This window comes from Litoreibacter albidus (assembly GCF_900107015.1).
Taxonomy (GTDB): Bacteria; Pseudomonadota; Alphaproteobacteria; order Rhodobacterales; family Rhodobacteraceae; genus Litoreibacter; species Litoreibacter albidus.
Window position 1 is genome coordinate 147,442 of sequence record NZ_FNOI01000006.1, and the last position, 23,263, is coordinate 170,704.

The 23,263-nt window shown below is 61.3% G+C and carries 23 protein-coding genes; 17 read left to right on the forward strand and 6 right to left on the reverse strand.

All coding sequences use genetic code 11. The annotated features are described in order from the left end of the window. Positions 1-90 precede the first annotated feature (90 nt). Positions 91-459 carry a VOC family protein gene (locus BLW66_RS14095; RefSeq protein WP_089947795.1) on the forward strand — a complete coding sequence of 123 codons (369 nt, stop codon included), beginning with the start codon at positions 91-93 and terminating at the stop codon, positions 457-459. Between the two features lie 7 nt (positions 460-466). Here the strand turns inward: BLW66_RS14095 and BLW66_RS14100 are convergent, their stop codons facing one another. Beyond that, positions 467-1,498: a Hint domain-containing protein gene (locus BLW66_RS14100; RefSeq protein ID WP_170833485.1), complete on the reverse strand. Its 1,032-nt coding sequence runs from the start codon at positions 1,496-1,498 to the stop codon at positions 467-469. A gap of 265 nt (positions 1,499-1,763) precedes the next feature. Between BLW66_RS14100 and merF the strand changes: the two genes are divergently transcribed. Further along, positions 1,764-1,976 carry a mercury resistance system transport protein MerF gene (gene merF, locus BLW66_RS14105; RefSeq protein WP_089947797.1) on the forward strand — a complete coding sequence of 71 codons (213 nt, stop codon included), beginning with the start codon at positions 1,764-1,766 and terminating at the stop codon, positions 1,974-1,976. Here merF and BLW66_RS14110 read toward each other — a convergent pair. Beyond that, a complete protein-coding gene (locus tag BLW66_RS14110) occupies positions 1,973-2,566 on the reverse strand; it encodes a DUF6151 family protein (protein WP_089947798.1) in 594 nt (197 codons plus the stop codon). The two genes, merF and BLW66_RS14110, sit on opposite strands and share 4 nt — an antisense overlap. A gap of 155 nt (positions 2,567-2,721) precedes the next feature. On the opposite strand from BLW66_RS14110, the gene BLW66_RS14115 reads away from it, so the two are divergent. Genes BLW66_RS14115 through BLW66_RS14130 form a run of 4 tightly spaced genes read left to right on the forward strand, consistent with a single transcriptional unit; the run spans position 2,722 to position 6,724 of the window. Then, positions 2,722-3,891 (forward strand): FtsW/RodA/SpoVE family cell cycle protein, encoded by a 1,170-nt coding sequence (locus BLW66_RS14115; protein WP_089947799.1) that lies wholly within the window; start codon positions 2,722-2,724, stop codon positions 3,889-3,891. Then, complete coding sequence (gene murG, locus BLW66_RS14120; protein WP_089947800.1) at positions 3,891-4,994, forward strand: undecaprenyldiphospho-muramoylpentapeptide beta-N-acetylglucosaminyltransferase; 1,104 nt, start codon at positions 3,891-3,893, stop codon at positions 4,992-4,994. The genes BLW66_RS14115 and murG overlap by 1 nt, the downstream gene beginning before the upstream one ends. A gap of 1 nt (position 4,995) precedes the next feature. Continuing rightward, positions 4,996-6,408 (forward strand): UDP-N-acetylmuramate--L-alanine ligase, encoded by a 1,413-nt coding sequence (murC, locus tag BLW66_RS14125; RefSeq protein WP_089947801.1) that lies wholly within the window; start codon positions 4,996-4,998, stop codon positions 6,406-6,408. Between the two features lie 55 nt (positions 6,409-6,463). Next, complete coding sequence (locus tag BLW66_RS14130) at positions 6,464-6,724, forward strand: DUF2484 family protein (RefSeq protein ID WP_089947850.1); 261 nt, start codon at positions 6,464-6,466, stop codon at positions 6,722-6,724. Between the two features lie 262 nt (positions 6,725-6,986). On the opposite strand, the gene BLW66_RS14135 is transcribed toward BLW66_RS14130, so the two are convergent. Further along, complete coding sequence (locus BLW66_RS14135) at positions 6,987-7,364, reverse strand: VOC family protein (protein WP_089947802.1); 378 nt, start codon at positions 7,362-7,364, stop codon at positions 6,987-6,989. A 39-nt stretch (positions 7,365-7,403) separates the two neighbouring features. Here BLW66_RS14135 and BLW66_RS14140 point away from each other — a divergent pair, with 39 nt between their 5' ends. Beyond that, positions 7,404-7,949 (forward strand): winged helix-turn-helix transcriptional regulator, encoded by a 546-nt coding sequence (locus BLW66_RS14140; RefSeq protein WP_089947803.1) that lies wholly within the window; start codon positions 7,404-7,406, stop codon positions 7,947-7,949. Positions 7,950-8,041: 92 nt separating this feature from the next. Here BLW66_RS14140 and BLW66_RS14145 read toward each other — a convergent pair whose 3' ends face one another. Next, entirely contained in the window at positions 8,042-8,587 is a 546-nt protein-coding gene (locus BLW66_RS14145) for an SMI1/KNR4 family protein (protein WP_089947804.1), read from the reverse strand. Positions 8,588-8,832: 245 nt separating this feature from the next. Here BLW66_RS14145 and murB point away from each other — a divergent pair, with 245 nt between their 5' ends. The 10 genes from murB to BLW66_RS14195 all read left to right on the forward strand — a co-directional run bounded on the left by murB (position 8,833) and on the right by BLW66_RS14195 (position 20,956). Then, a complete protein-coding gene (gene murB, locus BLW66_RS14150; RefSeq protein ID WP_089947805.1) occupies positions 8,833-9,750 on the forward strand; it encodes a UDP-N-acetylmuramate dehydrogenase in 918 nt (305 codons plus the stop codon). 83 nt (positions 9,751-9,833) lie between these two features. Continuing rightward, positions 9,834-10,748, forward strand: coding sequence for a D-alanine--D-alanine ligase (locus tag BLW66_RS14155; protein WP_170833486.1), 915 nt, complete (start codon positions 9,834-9,836; stop codon positions 10,746-10,748). Further along, positions 10,736-11,626, forward strand: a complete 891-nt coding sequence (locus tag BLW66_RS14160; RefSeq protein ID WP_089947806.1) for a cell division protein FtsQ/DivIB — start codon at positions 10,736-10,738, stop codon at positions 11,624-11,626. The genes BLW66_RS14155 and BLW66_RS14160 overlap by 13 nt, the downstream gene beginning before the upstream one ends. A 17-nt stretch (positions 11,627-11,643) precedes the next feature. Further along, positions 11,644-12,978: a cell division protein FtsA gene (gene ftsA, locus BLW66_RS14165; protein ID WP_089947807.1), complete on the forward strand. Its 1,335-nt coding sequence runs from the start codon at positions 11,644-11,646 to the stop codon at positions 12,976-12,978. A gap of 11 nt (positions 12,979-12,989) precedes the next feature. Continuing rightward, the gene (locus BLW66_RS14170; protein ID WP_089947808.1) at positions 12,990-13,400 is read left to right on the forward strand and encodes a hypothetical protein; all 411 of its coding nucleotides are present in this window, start codon (positions 12,990-12,992) and stop codon (positions 13,398-13,400) included. 356 nt (positions 13,401-13,756) lie between these two features. Next, positions 13,757-15,361, forward strand: coding sequence for a cell division protein FtsZ (gene ftsZ, locus BLW66_RS14175; RefSeq protein ID WP_089947809.1), 1,605 nt, complete (start codon positions 13,757-13,759; stop codon positions 15,359-15,361). A 244-nt stretch (positions 15,362-15,605) separates the two neighbouring features. Beyond that, positions 15,606-16,526: a UDP-3-O-acyl-N-acetylglucosamine deacetylase gene (gene lpxC, locus BLW66_RS14180; protein ID WP_089947810.1), complete on the forward strand. Its 921-nt coding sequence runs from the start codon at positions 15,606-15,608 to the stop codon at positions 16,524-16,526. 102 nt (positions 16,527-16,628) lie between these two features. Continuing rightward, a complete protein-coding gene (locus tag BLW66_RS14185; protein ID WP_089947811.1) occupies positions 16,629-17,504 on the forward strand; it encodes an outer membrane protein assembly factor BamD in 876 nt (291 codons plus the stop codon). Positions 17,505-17,542: 38 nt separating this feature from the next. Beyond that, positions 17,543-19,186, forward strand: coding sequence for a DNA repair protein RecN (recN, locus tag BLW66_RS14190; RefSeq protein WP_089947812.1), 1,644 nt, complete (start codon positions 17,543-17,545; stop codon positions 19,184-19,186). A 63-nt stretch (positions 19,187-19,249) separates the two neighbouring features. Next, positions 19,250-20,956 carry a chloride channel protein gene (locus BLW66_RS14195; protein ID WP_425283334.1) on the forward strand — a complete coding sequence of 569 codons (1,707 nt, stop codon included), beginning with the start codon at positions 19,250-19,252 and terminating at the stop codon, positions 20,954-20,956. A 37-nt stretch (positions 20,957-20,993) separates the two neighbouring features. On the opposite strand, the gene BLW66_RS14200 is transcribed toward BLW66_RS14195, so the two are convergent. Further along, entirely contained in the window at positions 20,994-21,335 is a 342-nt protein-coding gene (locus BLW66_RS14200; RefSeq protein WP_089947813.1) for a DUF427 domain-containing protein, read from the reverse strand. Positions 21,336-21,417: 82 nt separating this feature from the next. Continuing rightward, positions 21,418-23,181, reverse strand: a complete 1,764-nt coding sequence (locus BLW66_RS14205) for an aminopeptidase P family protein (RefSeq protein ID WP_089947814.1) — start codon at positions 23,179-23,181, stop codon at positions 21,418-21,420. Between the last annotated feature and the right edge of the window lie 82 nt (positions 23,182-23,263).

Consider the following 23,263-nt stretch of genomic DNA (forward strand, 5'->3'; position numbering starts at 1 on the left):
CGTTCGACCTGAAAAGGTCTTGGTTTCGTGCCGGAGCTGGCCCTCGCGCCAGTTCTCGGTACGTTGGTGACTAACGTGAAAAGAGAACTCATGATTTCCTACATTACGATCGGGTCAAACGACCTGACAGCTTCGGCTGCTTTCTTCGACGTGCTATTCGGGGCGTTGAAAGGCACTCGCGCCTATAGCTTGGATACGATGATCGGCTACAGCTTCGGCCCCGACGCGCCAATGATCATTGTAACCCGCCCGTTTGACGGCTCGGAGGCGTCCCACGGGAACGGCACCATGATCGCGCTGGCGGCGAAAGACCGTGCGCACGTTGACGCGGTGCATGCGTTGGCCTTGGCCCATGGTGCCACCGACTGCGGTCCGCCGGGGGAGCGCGGCGCGCGCTTTTACGGCGGCTATTTCCGCGATCCAACAGGCAACAAGTTCAACATCAGCCTGTCGGCATAACATCAGCTTAGGGGGCCGCACTGGCCTTGGGCGATAGCATCTCGTACCGCTTGATCATCGGGCGGCACGGGGTAGCGAAGGTGGCGTTTTTGATATCGGCCTGTGGGTGCGGTCCCATCCTGTTGGCGGACAGCGCGTTGCGCGCCATCGGCCCCAACAGCAGACTTTCGGCACCAGCGCCATTGGCGAACAACACCTGATGGTCCTCAAGGAGCAGGTGAATATAGGACATCCGGCGCTTACCCAACGCAAGTCGGGCAGGGATGCGGGGGGCGTCTACCAGATGCTTGGCCTTTACAAATCGGTTGCCCAGCAAAAGCCTGTGCTGTTGGGACACCACAAGCGGCGCCGTGTTGCCAAGCGCGCCGGTTGCGATTAGCACTGGCGCGTACTTGCGGTTCGCCGCCAGCTGCGCCGCGGTGAGCGTCCGACGCCCGACCCATAAAACCGGCTGGACGCCGTTGTCCGCCGTCTGGACCAGATCGCCGGCCCCTATGTCGTCCACAGCCCTTGGCCCGCTTGGCGTCAGGATCGCGGTCTCGGAGCAGAAGCACACCACATCCCCGCCGCTAAATTCGCTGTAGGCGTAGCTCTGCTCGGGACTGGCGCCGGGCGTGTATTCGGCAGCCGTCACGGTGTAACTCACGTTCGGGTCTATCGGGCCGCTGAAAATGAAAAAGTCCTGCAGCTGCGCCCCACCACCGGGGTCGCCGGAGTCCACCCGCAGTGTAACGCGCCCAACCAGTATCTCCGCGCCGGTCACCGGATGGGTGATGGTCAACACGTCGTCAAGGGATGCAAGCCCTTGGTCATAGGTGCCGCCACCGCTGTTCGTCAGGCTGCCCGTCTGACGCCCCGCGCCAAAGGTTTCAGCGTGCTGCGCCCCGAAAGAGGCGAAGTCTGTCTCATCATCGTCGGCGGAGAAGGCCAAATCGGTAAACGGCCCCGTCCCAAGCGAGAACGGACCGCCAACGAAATAAGTGCTCGCGTCGGTTTCCGACACAAGTACCGCCTGCGTGCCGGTCAGCTGTGTTGCCACGTTCGATCCCCCGTTTTCTACATCGGGATTTCGGGCGCAGCCTATGAATTCTGCCTTAAGGCGAGGCCGGAAACTTCCGGCAATATGTTGCAAATCATCTGGTTTGCGCCTTCACGCGCAAGGGGGGGCATACGGCAGGTTGCGAGGGTCACCGGCGGCGTCCTCGTCACATCCCCGTGAAAGGGGCGTTTTGCGCACCCGTTTCAGCAGATTTGTGGCACGGTTTGCTGGACGGCGAGGGTGCATTACCTAGGGGGCGGTTATTATGAAAAGCAAATTACTCGCCTTCGGGCTCGCAGGCACAGTGATTGCGGCGCTGTGTTGTGTCACGCCGTTGCTGCCGATCGTCTTGACGGCGTTGGGGCTAACGGGGCTGATCGGCGCAGTTTACACTGACACGGTGTTGCTGCCAGTCTTGGCTGGCTTTCTGTTGCTCACCGCGGTCGCGCTATGGCGGTTGCGCAGGCGGGGCGTTTAAGTGACTTGGCGGTAGGCCGCGTCCCGTTCGGCCTCGCTCAGCACATAGGGTTTCACCACAGACCGCGCGTCATCACCAAAGAACGGGTTCTTTTTCCACGACCCCGTGATCCGCGCCTTGAGCAGGTTTCTGATGGTGAACCCCGCAAATCGCAGCAGGCTGCCGTGCGGTTTCGGGACGGGGGCGGTGGCATGCTCTGGCTTGTATTTGATCGTCACGGGGGGCAGCGCGTCGCGCTCGGTAATATTGGCCGTCATGAACCCCACGAAGGACAGTTTTGGCGTGCCCATCGTGTTGCAAAGCGCGGTGTTACAGCAGGAGGTGTGCCAGCGATAAAGCCCCTTAGGGGCAAGTTGCAGCACCGCCAACTTGTCCGCGCCCGATATTATCCGCACCTGTGAGGGCTGCGTTTGAAACAGATCGGTGCCGCCCGCGAAGTCCAGTACATGCGGCCCTTGCCCAAGGTGCTGCGCGAAGGCCTGACAATCTTTGCAGTAGCAGATCGCATGGTTGCAGCTGGCGGCATGGGGATCGTGGATCTCCGCTTGAAACGCGCCGCATTGGCACGCCACAGATAAAGCACGGGTCATGGATCGCCTCCTGTTTGGGTTGCGCACACCATTGCAACCGGCGTTCTCTTGCGCAATTGCAAAACTTGACACTGGATTGCTGGGGCTTTTGCCGTTAGGATTATGGGATAGATCCGAAAAATCGGACGATTGAGGCAGTTAAGGCGGTAATTCTCATGACTGAGATGGTGTATGGCACCGCTCTGGTGCATCCAGGCGAGCCAATTCTTCCCAAATGGTGGCGTACTCTAGATCGTTGGTCGATGACCTGCGTGTTCGCATTATTTGCGATTGGGCTTTTGCTGGGGCTGGCCGCGTCGCCGCCTCTGGCCGAGAAAAACGGCCTCGATCCTTTCCATTACGTGTCGCGTCAGGCGTTCTTTGGCTGCCTCGCGATGGTCACGATGGTGGCGGTGTCGATGATGTCGACGCTTATGGTCCGGCGCTTGGCCACCTTGTTTTTCTTGGTGACGTTGGTGGCCTTGGTGCTGCTTCCTGTCTTCGGCACGGACTTCGGTAAGGGTGCGACGCGCTGGTACTCGCTGGGCTTCGCCTCCTTCCAGCCGTCCGAGTTCCTGAAGCCTGTGTTTATCGTCACCTCCGCGTGGCTGATCGCGGGCGGGCAGGAGATCAACGGCCCCCCCGGTAAATTCTATTCCTTCCTTCTGACGCTGGTCGTCGTGGGCTTTCTGGCAATGCAGCCGGACTTCGGGCAGGCCTGTCTGGTGCTGTTCGGCTGGGGCGTCGTCTACTTCGTCGCCGGTGCGCCAATGATCTTGCTGGCGGGCATGGCGGGGGCGGTGGTTTTCGCGGGCCTCACCGCGTATTCCTTGTCCGAGCACTTTGCGCGCCGTATCGACGGTTTCTTGTCCGCAGAGGTCGATCCAACCACCCAACTGGGCTATGCCACAAACGCCATCCGCGAAGGCGGCTACTTCGGTGTCGGCGTGGGGGAGGGCTCGGTGAAATGGTCACTCCCCGATGCGCATACCGATTTCATCATCGCCGTGGCGGCCGAGGAATACGGCCTTGTCATGGTGCTGGCCATCATCACGCTTTACGCGATCTTTTCGGTGCGCTGCCTGCACCGTTTGATGAAGGAACGCGACCCGTTCATTCGCCTTGCAGGCACTGGCCTTGTCGCCATGTTCGCGATGCAGGCCGTGATCAACATGGGTGTGGCCGTGCGCCTGTTGCCCGCCAAAGGCATGACGTTGCCCTTCGTTTCTAACGGCGGTTCGTCGTTGATTGCAGGCGGTATTGCGCTAGGCATGCTGCTGGCCTTCACCCGCCAACGCCCACAAGACGAGATGCGCGATATCCTTCTCAGCCGTAGAGGCCACTGATGTCTGATGCGCCACTTCTGGTGATCGCCGCAGGCGGCACCGGCGGGCATATGTTCCCCGCGCAGGCCTTGGCCGAGGCCATGCTGGCGCGTGGCTGGCGAGTCAAGCTGTCCACCGATGCGCGCGGCGCGCGCTACACCGGCGGCTTCCCGCATTCTGTTGAGATCGAGCAGCTGAAATCCGCGACATTCGCGCGGGGCGGAATCGTGGGTAAACTGACTGCGCCGTTCAAGCTTGCCGCAGGTGTGATGTCCGCCATGATGGGCTTTCGCAAGGATCGCCCAGCCGTGGTCGTGGGCTTCGGCGGCTACCCTAGTTTTCCTGCCATATCGGCGGCGTATCTGATGAAGCTGCCCCGCGCCATTCACGAGCAAAACGGCGTACTGGGCCGCGTGAACCAAGTCTTTGCCAAACGCGTCGACGCGGTGGCTTGCGGCACATGGCCCACGGATTTGCCCGACGGTGTGGAGGGGGTCTTCACCGGAAACCCCGTGCGCGGCGCGGTGTTGGAGCGGGCATCGGCGGGCTACATCTCCCCTGGTGACTACCCGATGAGCATCGTTGTCATCGGCGGCTCCCAAGGCGCACGTATCCTGAGCGAGGTTGTGCCCGCCGCAATCGCCGCCTTGCCAGAGCCCATGAAATCCCATCTGCGCGTCGCCCATCAAGCGCGCGACGAAGACGCTGAGACCGCCGCCGCGACCTATGCGCAGGCGGGCATCGACGCCGAAGTGAAGCCGTTCTTCCAGAACGTGCCTGCTCGTTTCGCAGAGGCCCAATTGGTGATCTCGCGCGCTGGCGCATCCTCCGTCGCCGATATCTCGGTCATTGGTCGCCCGTCGATCCTTGTCCCATTTGCCGCCGCCACGGCTGATCACCAAACCGCCAACGCGCGCGGGTTGGTTGAGGCGGGCGCGGCCATCATGATCCCCGAAAGCCAGCTGACCGCGCAAACCGTGTCGGACAGCATCGAAACCATCCTTGGCAACCCCGACGGGGCGCTTCAAATGGTGCATGCGGCCTTGTCCGTGTCGCGCCCTGACGCCACCGAGCGGTTGGTCGAAATTGTAGAAACTCTCGCAAAGAAGAGCGACGGAAAGTAAAATGAACGCATCCGCAACAAAACTCCCGTTAGAACTTGGCGCCATCCACTTTGTGGGCATCGGCGGCATCGGCATGTCCGGCATCGCAGAGGTGCTGTTGAACCTTGGCTACACCGTCCAAGGCTCCGATATGAAGACCTCTAAGATTACCGACCGGCTGGCAGAGTTGGGCGCGGAGATATTTGAGGGTCAACGCGCGGAAAATCTGGAAAACGCGGCCGTCGTCGTGATCTCCTCCGCGATCAAGGCGGGCAATGCGGAGCTGGACGAGGCCCGCCTCAAGGGCCTGCCGGTCGTGCGCCGCGCCGAAATGCTGGCCGAGCTGATGCGCCTGAAGTCAAACATCGCCGTCGCAGGCACCCACGGCAAGACCACCACCACCACGATGGTCGCGGCCTTGTTGGACGCGGGTGGCATCGACCCCACAGTGATCAACGGCGGCATCATTCACGCATACGGCTCCAACGCGCGCGTGGGGCAGGGCGAATGGATGGTCGTCGAGGCGGACGAGTCTGACGGCACGTTCAACCGCCTTCCTGCCACCATCGGCATCGTCACCAATATCGACCCTGAGCACATGGAGCACTGGGGCGACTTCGACAATCTGCGCCGTGGCTTTCTGGACTTCGTGTCCAACATCCCGTTCTACGGGCTCGCCGTGTGCTGCACCGATCATCCAGAGGTGCAAACGCTGGTGGGCAAGATCACTGACCGCCGCGTGGTCACCTTTGGCTTCAACGCGCAGGCCGACGTGCGGGCCATCAACCTGACGTATAAGGCTGGCGTCGCGCATTTCGACATCGCGCTGCAAAACGACGACATGGTGATCAAGGACTGTAGTCTGCCAATGCCGGGCGATCACAATGTCTCCAACGCGCTGAGCGCGGTGGCGGTTGCACGTCACTTGGGCATGAAGGCCGAGGAAATTAGGGCCGCCCTCGCAAGTTTTGGCGGTGTGAACCGCCGCTTCACCAAAGTCGGCGAAGTCGACGGGGTGACTATCATCGACGATTACGGGCACCATCCCGTTGAAATCGCCGCCGTCCTCAAGGCCGCGCGCCACGCCACCGAGGGCCGAGTTATTGCTATTCACCAGCCGCACCGCTTCTCGCGGCTGCATTCGCTGTTTGACGATTTCTGTTCCTGCTTCAACGACGCCGATGTGGTCGGCATCACCGATATCTTCGCCGCAGGCGAAGACCCCATCGAGGGGGCAGGCCGCGATGATCTGGTCTCTGGCCTGTTACGCCACGGTCACCGCCACGCACGCGCCGTGATGGATGAGGCCGATCTGGTCCGCTTGGTGCGCGAGCAGGCGACAGCCGGTGACATGGTCGTCCTTCTGGGCGCTGGCACAATCAGCGGCTGGGCTAACAGCCTTCCCGAAAAGCTCGCAAAAGCAGGTGGCAAATGACCGCCCGCACCGCATCCCAACCCACATGCGCAACGCGTCGCGCGGCGGCGGTCACATGAGCCCGTCGCTGATCGCAGCCTTCGTTTGGGTGATCGCCGCGAATGTCGCGGCCATGCTGCCATCCAGCGACAACCTGTGGCGCAGGGCCTATGTGCTGATCGCCATCGGCGTGCCGTTGCTGGGCTGGGTGACTTATGAGAACGGCCCATGGGTCGGCCTGATCGCCCTCGCTGCAGGCGTCTCCGTCCTGCGCTGGCCCGTCCGCTATCTGGGCCGATGGATGAGAAACAAAGCCGTCGGCGAACCGGCGGAGTAGGGTGGGGCGCGTCTGCCGCTTTGAGCAGCACAGTCTGCTAAATAATTGCGCTTGGAATGTGTTGGGGTGCGAAACTACGCCGCCAGTCGCGTCGGCGTTCAACGGCAGCAGCGCGACCATCTAACCAAATGAGATAGAGCTTAGAAAGCACCCACTGCGGGTCCCTATTCCGGCTCGAATTCCCACCTCTATTTGTGCCTGTAACACAGTGGCCGGTCTTAAGGCCGGCCACCTTTAGAGAGCCCACGTATCTCCGCGTGCGCTACCCTGTGCCCGTCAAGTCTTCGGCAAGCATCATCGCATTCCCGTCGGGATCATAGAAGGTCGCTGTCTTGACCATGCCGTCAACGACGTCAGTTTCGCCGTCAAATTTTACATTGGCCTGTTCCAACTTCTGCCGCGCCGTATCGAGATCGCCGATGCCAAAGACCGGAACACAGTTTCCGGGCGCGGGTTTGGTATGTTCGCCCATTCCAATCGTCACGCCGGGTGTGTTGGTTTGAATCTCTGACCAGCCCGCCTCATCTGCGTGGTAGAGTGTTTCAAACCCGAGTATGCTCTTGTACCAGTCCGCGCTTGCGTGCCGATCTTTGACCGAGAGCGCGATCGTAATGGTGTTTTGCAATGAAATGAGCGACATGATCTTCCCTTTTTGTTAAAAATATGTTAACTATACTTTATGGACATTAAGGCACTTGTCAACACCACGTCGAAAGCTTGGGCTATGCCGATTTTGGCGAACCTGCACGCAGGTGTTGCGGGGCGGCAGGCCCCGCTGCTGGCGGCCACCGGCGCGAGCAGAACCGCTTTCGCGCAAAGCATGGATCACCTGATCTCGATAGGATTATTGGAACGTAACCCCGGCCACGGGCATCCGCTCCGCCCTGAGTTCCGTCTGACACCGCGTGGGGTTTCTGCGGCAGCTATTGCCCACAGGATTCAGACAGTTACGGGCGAGGAAGATAGGGACCTGCTCCGCCGCTCATGGACCTTGCCGGTGCTGACGGCCATACACCGACCGAGCCACTTCAACGACATCAAGCGAAACTTGCAAACCATTACGGATCGCGCCTTGTCGCAGTCGCTAAAAGCGATGGAAGGCCGAAACTGGGTGCAGCGCCATGTTGATAGCGCCGCCCGTCCGCCAAGACCCACATATCTTGCCGTAAACACTGGCGAGTTAATAAGTCGCGTCACGGCGAGCGAGGTCCGTTTTCTGGGATAGGAAGCGGTTCCATGCCCGACGCAGCACCGACACCTTGCATAGACTTCGCAGAAAATCTTCTGAAACCCGCTTCAGCCAAATGTGCGGGGCGCTCAGTTCAGGTGTAGTTCAACCGCGTTCGCCACCGCAAACGGGGTGGCCCAATGGTCATATCCGATCTTGTCGTCAGTTTCGTAAAGGCTGTCCAGAAAGTCCGAAAAGCTGACAGCCTGTTGAAAGATATGGTTCTCGTTATTCTCCGCGCTCCCCCAAAGCGCGCCGTTTGACTGCCATAGGAATACCGCGCCAAAGTCTTCTGCGCGTAACGAAAGCAGAAAGATCAAGCCGCCGGGATCCTCTCCGATCAGCAGAAATCCGGTGGGAGCAGCATTGCCGAAAATTTCGCCCTTGGCGTGGGATGCGACATTCTCCAACCCAAACAACCGGTCGCAAATCGCCTGACGCTCCACGGACCAGCGAACTGTATCAGGCGTGACCTGATCAAACAGGTTGGGATAGGGAAAGCCACCGTCGTGCCGTGTCAGAAAGGCCTCGTAATCTGGGGGCAGTTGCGCATCTACGCTCACCGCGAAAGCTTCAACACGGGCCGCTTGGTCTGCGGGGATGGGCGCGCGGCCCTTCTCAGGAGCAATTTTCATAAACAGTCTCTGGTTCTAAAGGGTTCACACGTGTTGCCGCCGCTAATGAGCGAGGGCGCATTCATATGCTCGACGGGGTAAACCCTTTAGCGCGTCATCATCAATACCGCCAAGCGCCGATGGGTTGCATCGTTTCAACTTAACCCAGCGTATCAAATCCGCAAGCCGAGGGTGCTGGAGGCCGCAGGCTTTGAAACTCAGCTTTCCCCTTGCCCAAATGGCCCCTCGCATTTAGCACGGAATCCATGACAAATTTCCCCACTCCTCGCGGCACTTTGACGCCTGATCGCCCTTTGGCGGACCTCACTTGGCTGCGTGTCGGTGGCCCCGCCATGGCGCTGTTCCAGCCTGCCGACCACGATGATCTGGCCGCGTTCCTACGCGACCTTGCCCCCGAAATCCCTGTGTTTCCTATGGGTGTCGGCTCCAACCTGATCGTGCGGGATGGCGGGCTGGATGCTGTGGTGATCCGCTTGGGGCGCGGCTTTAATGGCATCTCTTTTGACGGCACCCGTGTGATTTGCGGTCCAGCGGCGCTCGACGCGCATGTGGCGCGCAAGGCGGCGGACGCGGGGTTGGACTTGACGTTCCTGCGCACGATCCCCGGTGCGATCGGTGGCGCGGTGCGGATGAATGCGGGCTGCTACGGCTCCTACATCGCGGATGTGTTCGTTGAGGCCAAGGCCATCACGCGGGACGGCGAAGCGGTGACGCTGACTGCCGAAGATCTGAAATTCGCCTACAGGTCGTCGGAGTTGCCTGACGGTATGGTGATTGTCGAGGTCGCGCTGGAGGCCACGGCGGGTGACCCCGAAGACCTGCACCAACGCATGACCGACCAATTGGCCAAGCGCGATGCAACCCAGCCCACCAAGGACCGCACCGCAGGCAGCACCTTTCGCAATCCGGCGGGATTCTCGTCTACAGGCAAGGACGATGACACCCATGAGTTGAAAGCGTGGAAGGTCATTGAGGATGCGGGCCTGCGCGGCCACACCCTCGGCGGCGCGCAAATGAGCGAAAAGCACCCGAACTTTTTAATCAACACCGGTGGCGCTACGGCAGCGGAGTTGGAAGATTTGGGCGAGTTGGTGCGGAAAAGGGTTCTCAAACACTCCGGAATAGAGCTACAATGGGAGGTGCTTCGGGTCGGTAAACGCTAACCTGAGCAGGCACTAACCAAATATAGTGGGTCAAAAAGACTCCAACACAAAATAAGCTCCGCAAAGGGGCATTTGAGGCGGATATGTCGAGCAGGACAATTCGCAAAGTGGTGGTACTAATGGGCGGCCCCTCGGCAGAGAGGGAAGTGTCGCTGTCCTCTGGGCGTGATTGCGCCACCGCGTTGCGTGAAACGGGCTATGATGTGGCAGAACTGGACGCAGGTCCGGATCTGGCTGCGCGCTTGTCCGAAATTAAGCCGGATGTTGTGTTCAACGCGCTCCACGGTCGCTGGGGTGAAGACGGCTGCGTGCAAGGTCTGCTCGAATGGATGCGCATCCCCTACACCCATTCGGGTGTGCTGGCCTCCGCCGTGGCGATGGACAAAGAACGCACCAAACAAATTTACCGCGAGGCCGGATTGCCCGCCGCCTACAGCGTGCTGGCCTCAAAGGCCGACGTGATGGCCGCCCATGTAATCCCCGCACCCTATGTGGTGAAGCCTTATAATGAAGGCTCTTCCGTCGGGGTCTATCTGGTCGAGGAAGGCGCAGCCACGCCGCCGCTGCTGTCCGACGACATGCCCGACACCGTGATGGTTGAAACATTCGCCCCCGGTCGCGAGCTGACCACCTCCGTGGTGGGCGACCGTGCGCTGGTCGTCACGGATATCCTGACGGACGGCTGGTACGACTACGACGCGAAATACGTCGAAGGCGGGTCGCGCCATGTGGTGCCCGCCGACATCCCCGAAGACATCACAGCGCTCTGCCTCGATTACGCTTTACGCGCGCACAATGCATTGGGATGCCGCGGCGTGTCGCGTACCGATTTCCGGTGGGACGAAAGCAAAGGCGCCGCAGGGCTGATCTTGCTGGAAACCAACACGCAACCCGGCATGACGCCCACGTCACTAACGCCAGAGCAGGCGCAGAAGTCGGGCATGTCCATGGCCGAGCTGTGCAAATGGATGGTGGAGGACGCGTCATGCGACCGTTAAACCCGTTCAACAAACCGCAGCCCAGTAACGACCCTGCGCCCAGCCGTTGGTCCTACCGGATGGAGCGCCTCTGGCTCACGCCGTCTTTCCGCCGCATCGTGCGGGTGGGAATGCCAAGCTTTCTGGTGGTGGCGTCGCTGGGGCTGTATTTCTCTAACGCCGACCGCCAGCAGGCGATTGCCGATAAATACACCGAAATTCGCCGTTCTATTGAGGAGCGCCCCGAGTTCATGGTCAAGCTGATGGCGATCGACGGGGCCTCCACTGGGCTAAACAGCGCGATCCGTGAAGTGATGCCCGTGGACTTGCCGATCTCCAGCTTTGATCTGGATTTGGAGGCCATGCGCAAGCAGGTCGAAAGCCTTGATGCGGTGAAGCGCGTTGATGTGCGGGTGCGCAAGGGCGGCTTGCTGCAAATCAATGTAGAAGAGCGCGTGCCCGCCGTCGTGTGGCGCGGGCCAGACGGGCTGGAGCTGCTCGACGGTGACGGGCACCGCGTGTCCGCGCTGCAAACGCGCTCTGCGCGTCCCGACCTGCCGTTCATCGCGGGGGAGGGGGCGAACGCCGCCGTCCCCGAGGCTTTGGCGTTGATCGAGCGCGCTGCCCCGATCCGCGACCGCATGATAGGTGTGGTGCGCATTTCCGAACGTCGCTGGGATGTGGTTCTTGACCGTGCCCAACGCATCATGTTGCCCCCACGCGACGCCGCCCGCGCGCTAGACCGTGTGCTGGCCCTGAACGACGCGCAAGACCTGCTGGCGCGCGACGTGACCCATATTGATATCCGTAACCCTGACCGTCCCACACTTAGAATGTCGTCTGACGCGCTGGCTTTCATGCGCGAAATGCAAGGCATCCAAGTGAAAAACAACCAATAACGAGAGACGAGCGTCCCATGACCGATCTGTACCAATCTCAACGCGCCATGAGAAACAAACGCCAAGCTGCCATGCAGCGGGGGGTTATCGCGGTGCTGGATGTTGGCTCCTCCAAAATCGCCTGTCTGGTGTTGCGCTTTGATGGTCCTGACAGCTTCCGCGACAGCGACGGCATCGGCTCCATGGCGGGGCAGTCGTCTTTCCGCGTCATCGGGGCCGCGACCACACGGTCGCGCGGGGTGCGCTTTGGTGAAATCGACGCGATGCACGAGACGGAGCGCGCGATCCGCACCGCCGTGCAAGCCGCGCAAAAGATGGCAGGCGTTCGGGTGGATCACGTGATTGCCTGTTTCGCGGGCGCGAAACCGCGCTCCTACGGGTTGGCGGGCAGCGTTGATCTGCACGACGGTGCGGTGACGGACAATTGCGTGGCGCGGGTTCTGTCCTCCTGCGACGTGCCTGACTATGGCGAGAACCGCGAAATTCTGCACGCGCAGCCCGTGAACTTTGCGGTCGACCACCGCTCCGGCCTCGCGGACCCGCGTGGGCAGGCTGGCAACTCCTTGTCCGTCGACATGCACATGCTCTCCGTGGACCGCGCACCGATTGAGAACCTGCTGTACTGCATCAAGCGCTGCGATCTGGAACTGGCAGGCATCGCATCCTCCAGCTACGCCGCTGGCATCTCCTCGCTGGTCGAGGACGAGCAGGAACTGGGCGCGGCTTGCATTGACCTTGGCGGCGGCTCCACCGGTATCTCTATCTTCATCAAGAAACACATGATCTATGCGGACACCGTGCGCATGGGCGGCGATCACGTCACCTCCGACATCTCCCAAGGCCTGCAAGTGCCGATGCCAACGGCGGAGCGGATCAAGACATTCTACGGCGGGGTTCAGGCCACGGGCATGGATGACCGCGATATGATCGACCTCAGCTCCGACACCGGCGATTGGGAACACGACCGCCGCACCGTCAGCCGCGCCGAGGTTATCGGCGTGATGCGCCCCCGCATGGAAGAAATCCTTGAGGAGGTCCGCGTTCGTCTCGACGCCGCAGGGTTCGAGCATCTGCCAAGCCAGCGCATTGTGCTGACTGGCGGCGCGTCCCAGCTTCCGGGGCTTGATGGTTTGGCGTCGCGCATTCTTGGCCAGCAGGTGCGCCTTGGCCGCCCGTTGCGTGTGCAAGGCTTGCCGCAGTCCGTCACGGGGCCTGGCTTTGCGTCGGCTGTGGGGACATGCCTGTTTGCGGCCCACCCGCAGGACGAGTGGTGGGATTTCGACATCCCCGTGGAGGGCTATCCGGCCCGTTCGCTCAAGCGCGCGGTGAAGTGGTTCAAAGACAACTGGTAGGAAGCGGATAGATGGCACATCGCGGAGCAGGTGGCACAGACGGCGGCGCGGGCAGTTTCCTGCTCGGCTTCGTGATGATGTGCGCGGGCGGCTACATGCTGCTCAACGGGATCATCGTGCGCCCGCAATTCGGCATGGGCATGGTGGCGTTCCGCCTTGGTGGCCTGCCGGTGACCTCCGGTATGATCTTGGTGCCGTTCATCTTCGGGGTGGGCATGATCTTTTATAACTCCAAGAACTACCTCGGCTGGGGCTTGGCGGCGGCGTCGCTCATCGGGCTGGTGTTCGGGGTGATTGCCAACATCAACCTGCAACTGGTCCGCATGAGCGCCTTCGATCTGCTGGTCATCCTGATCCTGTTGGTCGGCGGCATCGGGCTGTTTTTGCGCTCGTTGAAAGAGAAGAAAGCGGCGCAGCGCTAGGGGTGACAGCCACGGCGCGTTGCGCTACACTTTACCTATTGCCCGCAAGAGGCAAATCAGGCCGAGCAGTCGTCCCTGAAAACACAAAGCTGATTCCACGGAAATCACCTGTTTGCAGAGTGTTCCCCTTTTGTCTTGTGCTTACATTCATAGTTTACGCCATATATCCACATTTAAGCGAAATGCTGCCGACACCAGCGTAAATATTTCCATATTTTGTGGCAAAAATGCCTTTTTCGCGTGACGTCAGGCGAGAGTGTCGATAGGATTTGCCGAAACGAGGCATAAACATAAGGGTCAGAATGGCCCATTCGTGAAAAGTACACACACCTTATTCTAAGCGGGCGGACCCACTCATGACACTTAATCTTCGGATGCCAGAACAAGCAGATCTCAAACCACGCATCACCGTTTTCGGTGTCGGCGGGGCAGGCGGTAACGCCGTAAACAACATGATCGAGAAAGAGCTTGATGGTGTCGAGTTCGTCGTCGCCAACACAGACGCACAAGCGCTTCAGCAGGGCAAAGCCCCCGCGAAGATCCAGATGGGTGTGAAAGTCACCGAAGGTCTGGGTGCTGGCGCACGCGCCACAGTCGGTGCCGCCGCCGCTGAAGAAAGCATCGAAGAAATCGTCGACCACCTCGCTGGCGCTCACATGTGCTTCATCACTGCCGGTATGGGCGGTGGCACAGGGACAGGCGCCGCGCCAATCATCGCCCAAGCTGCCCGCGAGCTTGGCGTTCTGACTGTGGGTGTTGTCACCAAGCCGTTCCAGTTCGAGGGCGGCAAGCGCATGAAGCAAGCCGAGGAGGGCGTTGAAGCCCTGCAGAAGGTTGTCGACACGCTGATCATCATTCCGAACCAGAACCTGTTCCGTCTGGCCAACGAGAAAACGACCTTCACCGAAGCGTTCTCCATGGCCGATGACGTTCTGTATCAAGGTGTTAAAGGCGTCACCGACCTGATGGTGCGCCCTGGCCTGATCAACCTCGACTTCGCCGACGTGCGCGCCGTGATGGACGAGATGGGCAAAGCCATGATGGGCACCGGCGAGGCTGAAGGCGAAGATCGCGCCGTTCAAGCCGCCGAGAAAGCCATCGCCAACCCGCTGCTGGACGAAATCTCGCTCCGCGGCGCCAAAGGCGTGCTGATCAACATCACCGGCGGTCACGACCTGACGTTGTTCGAACTGGACGAAGCCGCAAACCGCATCCGCGAAGAGGTGGACCCAGAGGCGAACATCATCGTCGGCTCCACGCTGGACACAACAATGGACGGCAAAATGCGCGTGTCCGTGGTTGCAACAGGGATCGAAGCCTCCGAAGAGCTGCTGGCCCATCCGGTCACGCGCCGGTCCTTGGCAGCCCCGTTGCAGCTTGACCGCTCCGAGCCAGCACCGCAACCGGTGCAAGAGCAGCCAGCCGCCGCAGCCCCTGCGCCAGCGCCCGCTCCTCAGGCCGCAGCGCCAAGCTACGCTCAGCAGCAAGCCGCGCCGGAGCCATCCTTGTTCGAGGGCATCGACGAGCCAGAAGCGCTGACCGAAGACGGTCTGCCACAGCCTGTCTACACCCCTGCGCCAGAGCCTACATACCAACCCGCAGCGCAAGCGGAGCCTGCACAGCCGGTGTTCCAATCGCGCCAGCAGGCCGCAGGCACACCAACGCCGGAAGCCATGCAGCGCCTGCGCGCCGCAGTTGGCCGTAACCCTGGCCAAGACCAGCAGCAGATGCAGCAGCACCACGAAGAGGTTGTTGAAACCCACGCTGAAAAGCCACGGTTCGGCATCAACTCCCTGATCGGCCGCATGACCGGTGCCGCAGAGGACGAAGGCCGTGCACCAGCGCCGCAGCGTCACCAGCCACAGGTTGCCTCCGCGCCAGCGCCGAAGCCACAAGCCAAGGCCGACCCAGAGCAGGAAAAGATCGAAATCCCTGCGTTCCTGCGTCGTCAGGCCAACTAAACAAGCGCTGTCTAGCGTCGTAACAAGGCCGGGCATTGCCCGGCCTTGTTCGTTTTTAGTCAATGAAATCAAAGCACTTGCCGCGTTGCAGCGTAATGTTACACAGATGTTGCAAACGGTCATAAAGAGTGAGTTGTGACCGCGCGCCCCAGCACATATTTTAAGGTCAATCCAAACGGCCACTCTGGCCCGACTGGGAAACTGAAACAGCGAAGCCAACAGACGGCTTTATCGGGGGTCTTGCGTGCAAGCCACTTTGACACAGACGATCAGCTTTGACGGCGTAGGCCTGCACTCCGGTGCGCCTGTCCGCATGGACGTCCACCCCGCAGAGCCGGGTTTCGGCGTTTGGTTCAAGCGTACCGACGTGACCGATGCCGACAACATGGTCCGCGCAATCTATTCTGCTGTGGGCGCAAAGCCCCTGTGCAGCGAGCTGACAAACGACGCAGGCGTCGGTGTCTCCACCGTGGAGCACATTATGGCAGCACTCGCAGGCTGCGGCATCCATAACGCATTGGTTGAACTGGACGGTCCAGAGGTTCCGATCATGGATGGGTGTTCCGCCGACTTCGTGCGCGCCATCGTTGAGACCGGTGCCCGCAAGCAAGCCGCGCGCCTCTACGCGATTGAGGTTCTGTCGCCGGTGATCGTCGAAGAAAACGGCGCAATGGCCATGCTGACCCCTGCGGGTGGGCTGGAAATTGATTTCCACATCGAATTCCCCGACGCGGCAATCGGGCGCCAGCACATGGCGCTGGATATGCGCAACGGAACTTTTGTGCGTGAACTGTCCGACAGCCGCACCTTCTGCCGCAAGGCAGATATCGACATGATGCATGACAACGGCTTGGCCCTTGGCGGCACTTATAACAACGCAGTTGTCGTAGACGGCGACGATGTGCTCAGCCCGGGTGGTTTGCGCCACGCGGACGAGGCTGTGCGCCATAAAATGCTGGACGCTGTGGGCGATCTGGCCTTGGCGGGCGCGCCTATCTTGGGCCGCTACACGGGTGTCAAAGCAGGTCACGCGATGACCAACAAATTGCTGCGCAAGCTGTTTGCGAACCCGTCTTGTTACCGCATGGTGCCATGCTCTCCGGAGCAAGCAGCGCGGTTGCCAGGGGTTGGCGTGCGCAAAGCTGATCTCGCCCTCGTCGCATAATCGGACATAAAGGCGTTTTGCCCTGCAAAGAGATGTGCTAGACCAACGCGAAGAGGCCGTGAACCGGACACCGGGGCGGTCAAGCAAAGAGGTTGGCGGTCAATGGTAGGGCGCAGCAGGTTTATCCTAAGAACAGTCACAGCGTTCGCGCTGGTTGCCAGTGTGTCCGCTTGCGGAAACCGTGGCGGCGATGGTCTATTCGCGAATTTTTGGGGCTCCAAAGAGGAAGCGCCACTCGAGACCTTCGGTCCCGAACAAATCTACAAGCGGGCCGAATTCCAGCTTGCGGAAAATGACGTCGACGAGGCGATCCGCCTGTTTGGCGAAATCGAACGCCTCTATCCCTATTCCGAGTGGGCCAAGCGCGCGCTGATCATGCAGGCTTTCTCATATCACGCCGACCGTGATTATGAGAACTCCCGCGCCAGCGCCCAGCGGTTCCTCGACTTCTATCCCGCCGACGAGGACGCGCCTTACGCGCAGTACCTCTTGGCCATCAGCTATTACGACCAGATCGACCAAGTGGGCCGCGACCAAGGTTTGACCTTCCAAGCGCTGCAAGCCCTGCGCACGGTGATCGAGCGGTATCCAGACAGCGAATACGCCAAGTCCTCGGTGCTAAAGTTTGATCTGGCCTTCGACCACCTTGCGGCGAAGGAAATGGAAATCGGGCGCTACTACCTCAAGCGCGGCCATTATCCGGCAGCAATCAACCGCTTCCGCGTCGTGGTCGAGGAATTCCAGACAACCACGCACACGGCAGAAGCCTTGCACCGTTTGGTGGAAGCCTACCTGTCGCTGGGTCTCACCGACGAGGCGCAAACCGCTGCGGCCATTCTGGGCCACAACTTCCAATCCACAGGTTTCTACCAAGACAGCTACAACCTGCTTCAAGGGCGTGGGCTGGAGCCGGAAGCGGCGGGCAAAGGCTGGTTGCAGGACATCTACCGTCAGGTAATCCGAGGCAAGTGGCTGTAACAGGCGGCGGGGTCAGCCCCGTCCCACGGGTGGTGTAAATGCTGCGCACGCTTGATATCCGCGATATGTTGATCATCGACCGGCTGGAGCTTGAGTTCCAACCGGGTCTCAACGTGCTGACCGGTGAAACCGGTGCGGGTAAGTCTATCTTGTTGGATTCGTTGGGGTTTGTTCTGGGCTGGCGTGGTCGCGCCGAATTGGTGCGCTCCGGCGCTGAAAAGGGCGAAGTCACCGCGCAGTTCGATCTGCCGTCCGGCCACCGCGCATGGTCTGTGTTGGAAGACGCAGGGTTTGAGCACGACGGCGAATTGATCCTGCGCCGCACCAACTACCCCGACGGGCGCAAACAAGCCTACATCAACGACCGCCGCGCATCGGGCGAGTTGCTGCGCATGCTGTCGGAAACCTTGGTGGAGCTTCACGGCCAGCACGACGACCGTGGCATCCTTAACCCAAAAGCCCACCGCGAGATGCTCGACAGCTTCGCGGGGCTGGATCTGACGAAAATCGGCACGCTCTGGCAGTCCCTTACGGCGGCCAAGCGCGAATTGAAGCGGGCCGAGAAGGCCTTGGATGAAATCCGCGCGGAGGAAGAATTCCTGCGCCACGCGGTGTCGGAACTGGACGCCCTTGACCCGCAACCCGGTCAAGAGGCGGAACTGGACGTGAAGCGCCGCCAGATGCAAGCGGGGGAGCGTATTCGAGACGATATCTCCAAGGCGCTGCAAGCCCTTGGCCTGAACGGCGCGGAGGGCATGAGCAACGATGCCGCGCGCTGGCTCGATGGTGTGTCGGATCAGGCCGAAGGCCAGTTGGACGCGCCTTTGGCCGCGTTGGAGCGTGTCGCCAACGACCTTAATGAGGCGCAGCAGGGCGTCGAAGCCGTGTTGGAGCGTTTGCAATTCGACCCGCAGGAGTTGGAGCAGGTCGAGGAGCAGCTGTTCGCTCTGCGCGGCCTTGCACGCAAGCACGACGTTCTGGCCGATGATCTGGCGACATTTGCCGAAGGTCTGCGCATTCGCCTTGCCGCGCTGGATGGCGGGGAGGTGGAACTGGCCGATCTGCGCAAGGCCCTCGCCGAAGCCACAGAGCGCTACCAGACGGAGGCCGACCGCATTACCGCCGCCCGCCAAGCGGCGGCCACCAAGCTTGATAAAGCAATGGGCGCGGAGCTTGCTCCGCTGAAGATGGAACGCGCGGTGTTCAAAACCGACGTCACCCGCGAGGCTCCAAGCGCGGAAGGGCAGGACGATGTGTCCTTTACCGTCGCCACCAACCCCGGTGCGCCCTCTGGCCCGCTGAACAAAATCGCATCCGGCGGGGAGCTGTCGCGCTTTTTGCTGGCCCTGAAGGTGTGCCTCTCCGGCACGACCGAGGGCGTGACCATGATCTTCGACGAAATCGACCGTGGCGTCGGCGGGGCGACGGCAGACGCCGTGGGCCGCAGGCTCAAATCGCTGGCCGACGGGGCGCAAGTGCTGGTCGTGACCCACTCGCCGCAAGTGGCCGCCTTGGGCGGGCACCACTGGCGCGTGGAAAAGCAGGTCCGCGACGAGCAGACGTTCTCCACCGTTATCCCGCTGGACGAGGCCGCGCGGATCACCGAGATCGCTCGCATGGTGTCAGGCGACACCATCACCGACGCGGCCAAAGATGCGGCGCGCTCCTTGTTGAAAGTCTAGCCCTAGACCCGTTCAACCCTTTGTCCTAAGACCGTATGAAACATCGCGACGCGCCGGGGACATATGGCCGAGCACCCACGACAGCACGATCCAGAGCGCGGCTTCCTTCGCGCCCAATTTGACGATGGCATCTGCGCCTTGGTCAATGCGCTGCGGATCATGCGCCAGAAAGGCCCGTCGCAGCTTCAGTTCTGGTTCATCGCCCTGTTGGTCGGTATCGCGGCTGGTTTGGCGGCGCTGGTATTTCGCAAAGGTATCGCCGCGATCCAAGGCGTGCTCTACGACGCCAAAGATGTGCGTGCGTTGCAGGAATTTGTCACCGATCTGGAATGGTACTGGATCGTTCTGATCCCCATCGCGGGCGGGTTGCTGACAGGCTGGATCCTTCACCGCTTTACCGATGACGGGCGCGTGCGCTCCGTCGCTGACGTGATTGAGGGCTCCGCGCTGCACAACGGGCGGGTGGAAAAACGCGCCGGTCTGGCCTCCGCTGCGGCGTCGATTATCACGCTGGGCACGGGGGGATCGTCTGGGCGGGAGGGGCCGGTGGTGCACCTTGCCGGCGTTATTTCCAGTTGGGTCTGCGACCTGATCAAGGCCGACGGCATCACAGGGCGCGACTTGCTGGGCTGCGCGGTCGCCGCAGCGGTCTCCGCGTCGTTCAACGCGCCCATAGCGGGGGCGCTGTTCGCGTTGGAGGTGGTGCTGCGTCACTTCGCGGTTCACGCTTTTGCGCCCATTGTTATTGCCTCCGTCGCGGGGACGGTGATCAACCGTCTGGCCTTTGGCGACGTCACCGAATTCGCGCTGCCCTTGAACACCACGCTTGATTTTTACGTGGAGCTACCAGCCTTCCTGATGCTCGGGCTGCTCTGCGGTTTGGTCGCCGTGGCGCTGATGCGGGCGATTTTCTGGGCCGACGACGTCGGCAACCACGTCCAAAGCCTCAGCGGCATGCCGCGCTGGTTGCGCCCCGCTTTTGCGGGGGCCATGCTGGGCGTTATCGCGCTGTGGTTCCCGCATATCATCGGCGTGGGCTACGGCACCACATCCGCCGCCCTAACCGGAGAGCTGCTTTTGCATGAGGCGATTATCTTCGCGATGATCAAGGTCGCAGCGGTGGCGATTACCATGGCAGGGCGCATGGGGGGCGGGGTGTTCTCCCCGTCGTTGATGGTCGGTGCGCTGACCGGATTGGCGTTCGGCGGCATCGCGACAAGCGTGTTCCCCAACGTGTCTGGCTCCGAGACACTTTATGCGCTTGCTGGCATGGGGGCCGTTGCGGCGGCGGTGCTGGGCGCGCCGATCTCCACCACGCTGATCGTGTTCGAGCTGACGGGTGACTGGCAAACGGGCCTTGCCGTGATGGTCGCGGTATCGCTGTCCACCGCGCTGGCCAGCCGTTTGGTCGACCGGTCATTCTTCCTGACCCAGCTGGAGCGGCGCGGCGTGCATTTGGCCGCAGGGCCGCAGGCCTATCTTTTGTCGATGTTCAGGGTGCGCAACGTGATGCGCGACGCGGACCACGAACGCGCCGCCGCAGAGGAGGACATCTGGAAGATGATAGAGCAGGGGGTCTATATCGACCCGAACGCCACGCTGGAAGACGCCATGCCCCTGTTCGAGCGCAACAACGATCTGTTTATTCCCGTGGCCACCATGGGCAAGGAGGGCGAGGCGCCCACCATTCTGGGCGCGCTGTTTCAGGTGGATGCCTTGAAGCAGTACAACCGCGCCTTGGCGGCGACGGCGGCAGAAGAACACTCCTGACCCGCCGAAGTGGTGCCGATGCCGTGGGGAGGGGGTGTTAGACCTCCTCGACGGTCACTTTGCTGGTGTTGAACGCCAGATGCCCCGCGATGGCCGTCATGTCCTCGTTCGGGGTCTCGTAGGACCACGCCGCGTCCTTGATGGGGCCGCTTTTGGCTTCCAGTGTGTAATAGCTTGCGTCGCCCTTATGCGGGCAATGGGTGCTGGTGTCGGTCTTGTCGAAAAACGCCATCGCCAGATCCGCACGCGGCACGTAGAGGACGGGGGTCAGATCGCCCTCCGAGAGTTCGATGACGTTATTGCTCTCGCCCAAGACGGCTCCGGCTGCACGGATGGAATACTTGCCGGATGCGTTCCGCAATTTGATTTGGTTGGCCATGGTAAAAAGCCCCTTCTTGAACGGTCATTTTATGCTGAACGCGGAACATTGCATTTTCATGACGCTTTGGGAAGTCGTGACGTCACAGCGCTTTTGTCGCAGCCTCCAGCCAGTCGCGTGCGGGGCCTTGAATGTCCAGCTTTTGCGCAATTTCCGCGTGGTAGGCGTCAATCCAGCGCCGCTCCAAGGGGGATAGCATATCAACCGCGATCAGGCGGCGGTCAAAGGGCACAAAGGTCAGCGTCTCAAAGCTAAGCTGGTCGCGGTTGTCCCCCAAGGGCGGCGCCTCTTGCACGACAATCAGGTTCTCGATGCGGATGCCGAACGCGCCCTCGCGGTAATAGCCAGGCTCATCCGACAGGATCATGCCGGGTTTCAGCGGCACCTCCGACTGGCGGCTGATACGCGCGGGGCCTTCATGGACGCACAGATATGAGCCCACGCCGTGGCCCGTGCCATGATCAAAGTCCAAGCCGTTGCGCCACAAGGGCGCGCGGGCCAGCGCGTCAAGGTCACGGCCAGCGACACCGCGCGGAAACCGCGCCATGGCAAGGGCGATCATGCCTTGCAAAACAAGGGTGTAGCACTCGCACTGCTCGCGCGTGGGGGTGCCCATGACAACGGTACGGGTGATGTCTGTGGTGCCGTCCACATATTGCCCGCCGCTGTCGACAAGTAGCAACTCGCCGTCTTGCACCGCGCGGTTGGTGCTCTCGGTACAGCGGTAATGCACGATAGCACCGTGCGGTCCGGCACCCGCGATTGTCTCAAAGCTGATGTCGCGCAGGGCGTTGGTGTCACGCCGGAACCCCTCAAGCGCGCTGACCACTTCGATTTCCGTGAGTCCGGGCTTTTGGGCATCAAGCCACGCAAGGAACTTTACCATCGCCTGCGCGTCGCGCAGATGGGCGCGGCGGGTGCCGTCGATTTCCACGGGGTTTTTGCAGGCTTTGGGCAGAACACATGGGTCGTCGATCGCCACAACCTCGGCGGTGATGGTCTGGGACACGATGGCGGGGGCAGAAGAGGTATCGACGCCCACTTGCCCTTTGAGCGCTGCCAGCGCGGGCAGGAAGGCATCGGGCGCATGAATGCGGATATCCGCGCCCAGATGGTCGCCGATCTCGTTAAGCTTGGGGGCTGCGATGAACAGATCAACCGTGGCGTCTGCGTGTAGAATTGCAAAGCAATGGGGCACAGGATTGCGCGAAATATCACTGCCACGAATGTTCAACAGCCACGCGATGCTGTCGGGCAGGGTCAACACAGCGGCGCTGTGCCCCGCCTCCGCCAGCCCCGCCGCCAAGCGGGCGCGTTTGTCGCCATGCGCCTCGCCGCTCAACTCCAGCGGGTGCGCGATGACTTTGCCCATGGGCGGCGCGGGGCGGTCATGCCAGATGCGGTCCACAAGGTTGGGGCTGGGCACCAATGTGACGCCGGCTTGGGTGATGGCGTCGACCTCGGCGCTGGTGTGCAGCCACGGGTCATAGGCCATCTTATGGGTCTGGGGCAGGTGTTCTTTCAACCACGGGCCGGGCTTGTTGCTGGGCCATGGGACGGGCGTGAACTGGTCTAGTGCGACTTGGGCTTTGACCTGCACGGTGTAGCGCCCGTCGATGAACACGCCCGCAACATCGCGCAGCGCGGCGCAAAAGCCAGCCGATCCGGTGAACCCCGTGAGCCACGCCAGACGGTCATCCGCAGGGGCCACATACTCCCCCTGATGCGCATCGGCGCGCGGGATCAGGAAACCGTCAAAGCCCTTGTCTGCCATCTCTTGGCGCAGCGCGCGCAGACGCGGCGGGCCTTGCTCGGGGGAAGTGGTGTCGTCAAAGCGTTGATACATGGCAGACCTATGGGGTGGGGCGATCGTGTCGGAAGTTGCGGCAAGGTGCGAAGAATTGGGCAGCGGTGCAAGTCGAAAGGGC

Excerpts from the sequence above, each read along its gene's own strand:
- recN (WP_089947812.1), top strand. The coding sequence starts at position 17,543 with ATGCTGCGCACGCTTGATATCCGCGATATGTTGATCATCGACCGGCTG.
- BLW66_RS14160 (WP_089947806.1), top strand. The coding sequence starts at position 10,736 with ATGCGACCGTTAAACCCGTTCAACAAACCGCAGCCCAGTAACGACCCT.
- ftsZ (WP_089947809.1), top strand. The coding sequence starts at position 13,757 with ATGACACTTAATCTTCGGATGCCAGAACAAGCAGATCTCAAACCACGC.
- BLW66_RS14170 (WP_089947808.1), top strand. The coding sequence starts at position 12,990 with ATGGCACATCGCGGAGCAGGTGGCACAGACGGCGGCGCGGGCAGTTTC.
- murB (WP_089947805.1), top strand. The coding sequence starts at position 8,833 with ATGACAAATTTCCCCACTCCTCGCGGCACTTTGACGCCTGATCGCCCT.
- BLW66_RS14195 (WP_425283334.1), top strand. The coding sequence starts at position 19,250 with ATGGCCGAGCACCCACGACAGCACGATCCAGAGCGCGGCTTCCTTCGC.
- BLW66_RS14135 (WP_089947802.1), bottom strand. The coding sequence starts at position 7,364 with ATGTCGCTCATTTCATTGCAAAACACCATTACGATCGCGCTCTCGGTC.
- BLW66_RS14110 (WP_089947798.1), bottom strand. The coding sequence starts at position 2,566 with ATGACCCGTGCTTTATCTGTGGCGTGCCAATGCGGCGCGTTTCAAGCG.
- BLW66_RS14205 (WP_089947814.1), bottom strand. The coding sequence starts at position 23,181 with ATGTATCAACGCTTTGACGACACCACTTCCCCCGAGCAAGGCCCGCCG.
- ftsA (WP_089947807.1), top strand. The coding sequence starts at position 11,644 with ATGACCGATCTGTACCAATCTCAACGCGCCATGAGAAACAAACGCCAA.
- BLW66_RS14095 (WP_089947795.1), top strand. The coding sequence starts at position 91 with ATGATTTCCTACATTACGATCGGGTCAAACGACCTGACAGCTTCGGCT.
- BLW66_RS14145 (WP_089947804.1), bottom strand. The coding sequence starts at position 8,587 with ATGAAAATTGCTCCTGAGAAGGGCCGCGCGCCCATCCCCGCAGACCAA.
- merF (WP_089947797.1), top strand. The coding sequence starts at position 1,764 with ATGAAAAGCAAATTACTCGCCTTCGGGCTCGCAGGCACAGTGATTGCG.
- BLW66_RS14200 (WP_089947813.1), bottom strand. The coding sequence starts at position 21,335 with ATGGCCAACCAAATCAAATTGCGGAACGCATCCGGCAAGTATTCCATC.
- murC (WP_089947801.1), top strand. The coding sequence starts at position 4,996 with ATGAACGCATCCGCAACAAAACTCCCGTTAGAACTTGGCGCCATCCAC.
- BLW66_RS14140 (WP_089947803.1), top strand. The coding sequence starts at position 7,404 with ATGGACATTAAGGCACTTGTCAACACCACGTCGAAAGCTTGGGCTATG.
- BLW66_RS14115 (WP_089947799.1), top strand. The coding sequence starts at position 2,722 with ATGACTGAGATGGTGTATGGCACCGCTCTGGTGCATCCAGGCGAGCCA.
- BLW66_RS14155 (WP_170833486.1), top strand. The coding sequence starts at position 9,834 with ATGTCGAGCAGGACAATTCGCAAAGTGGTGGTACTAATGGGCGGCCCC.
- BLW66_RS14185 (WP_089947811.1), top strand. The coding sequence starts at position 16,629 with ATGGTAGGGCGCAGCAGGTTTATCCTAAGAACAGTCACAGCGTTCGCG.
- murG (WP_089947800.1), top strand. The coding sequence starts at position 3,891 with ATGTCTGATGCGCCACTTCTGGTGATCGCCGCAGGCGGCACCGGCGGG.
- BLW66_RS14130 (WP_089947850.1), top strand. The coding sequence starts at position 6,464 with ATGAGCCCGTCGCTGATCGCAGCCTTCGTTTGGGTGATCGCCGCGAAT.